This window comes from Aquicoccus porphyridii (assembly GCF_008369105.1).
Classification (GTDB): Bacteria; Pseudomonadota; Alphaproteobacteria; order Rhodobacterales; family Rhodobacteraceae; genus Aquicoccus; species Aquicoccus porphyridii.
In genome coordinates, this window is record NZ_VINQ01000052.1 from 1 (window position 1) to 1,519 (window position 1,519).

At 60.4% G+C, this 1,519-nt stretch carries 3 protein-coding genes; 2 read left to right on the plus strand and 1 reads right to left on the minus strand.

Annotated features, from left to right (window positions below; genetic code table 11):
• The first annotated feature begins 303 nt into the window (after positions 1-303).
• Positions 304-477: a hypothetical protein gene (locus tag FLO80_RS22960; protein ID WP_188078394.1), complete on the plus strand. Its 174-nt coding sequence runs from the start codon at positions 304-306 to the stop codon at positions 475-477.
• A gap of 43 nt (positions 478-520) precedes the next feature.
• Positions 521-961: a hypothetical protein gene (locus tag FLO80_RS21660; RefSeq protein WP_111369557.1), complete on the plus strand. Its 441-nt coding sequence runs from the start codon at positions 521-523 to the stop codon at positions 959-961.
• A gap of 336 nt (positions 962-1,297) precedes the next feature.
• Here the strand turns inward: FLO80_RS21660 and FLO80_RS23075 are convergent.
• A partial coding sequence (locus FLO80_RS23075) for a hypothetical protein (protein ID WP_223145536.1) occupies positions 1,298-1,519 on the minus strand: 222 nt, incomplete at its 5' end.

Genomic DNA, 1,519 nt, shown 5'->3' on the forward strand with positions numbered 1-1,519 from the left:
TTCAAGAACCGCGCATAGCGCCAACCCGGACCCCCGCAGGCCCGCCGCCGCTGCGCTATGTGAGGGCTACGCAGCGCCGGGCCTGCTCAGCTCAAAGGGGTCAATTTTGAATGCCGATAGGGGGTCAGCTTTGGATGCCGATTGACACCAGTGTGAGCGGACCGGTGTGCCAGAGCACTTCACAGCGTCGCTGGTGGGCCACAAGTCGGCACGGTCGGAGAACGGGATCACCTACGGCATCTACTCGGCGGGTATCTCCGACGAACAAAAACGGGGGATCATCGACCAGATCCGGCTGCCGTCATGCTGATACCGGACATTGATGCCTTCGAGGAACGAGCCGCCATCGCGCAATACGAGGGTGGTCTGTCGCGGGAAATGGCGGAAGACCTTGCGGCACGTCAGCAGGGATTCCGTGACAGGGCGCACTACTGGGAGTGGCTGGCAGACTACGTGGTGAAACGTAGGTTGCCCTGAGAACAGCCTCGGCTGGTGACGACTGGCCGGGGAAAGGTGAGGTATGGCGAAAATCATTGGTGTGTTCAGGAATGTGGTGTTCCTTGGATGGCTGGTCGCTATCCTGTTCGCCACCACGGTAACGGCGGGCCTCTGGGCGGCGAAGATGACGTTGACGGTCGGAACGATGAGCGCCACGGCGGGGGCCACCGCGCTTGCGCACCGAAAGCAACTGGCGAAGGCTGTTGCGAGGACGAAGGCCAAGGCGCGTCTCCGTAGAGCCATCGTCGCCATCCCGGTCGCGGGGCTTGGCGCGATCGCCTACTTCGAGGAGCAGGACTACCAGGAGTGGCGGGAGGACAACCCCGAAGGAACCCGTCAGCAGTACGCCTGCGAGGTTGCGTCCTTGACGGCTGAGGTTGTCGACGAGGTGCTTCAAGACCTGCCTGAGGTGGTGAGACCGTCGCCCTCGACCGTGTTGGCCAAGCTGCCGACCTGTGACTGATACCCGGGGTGGCCCACGTGGCCACCCTTGGTCGTCTTCCTGTTTCTTTTTTTGCCCCCACAAGGTGCCCCAGTTTGGTGAGTCAGGAGGGGTTTGTGATAGCGGTCATCGGCTTTGAGGGTCTCCTACCACCCCAGCCAGCTCTCACCAATCAACGTCATAACGCTTCAGGTGCCAGAACCGGGCCGGAAGTGCCCCAAAGAGTGCCCCCCAAGGGAATAGGTATAAGTAATGGAGAAGGAGGAGAAGGAGGGAGTATTGTATACCTAGTTGGTGGTTCCCCCCCTCACACTTCCTTGATCTCCTATCTCTCCTGATCCCTTATCCTTAGGTTCCCTAGGCTGCCACTCGTTGATCTTCGCTGTCGTCTCCCGGTGTCCTAGCCTCCGCCAGTGGCCCGTACTCCTTCACGTGGTCATCCAGGCGTTGAATGTAGCCACGGGTCCGGGGGATTTGTCGTGATAGCATGTAGTCCTGTTTGGCTTTGGCCTGGAGGTCCGGGATCTCGTCTGCACCAACGAAATTGGATGTGGCGGGCAAATCGACCCCCACTATCGT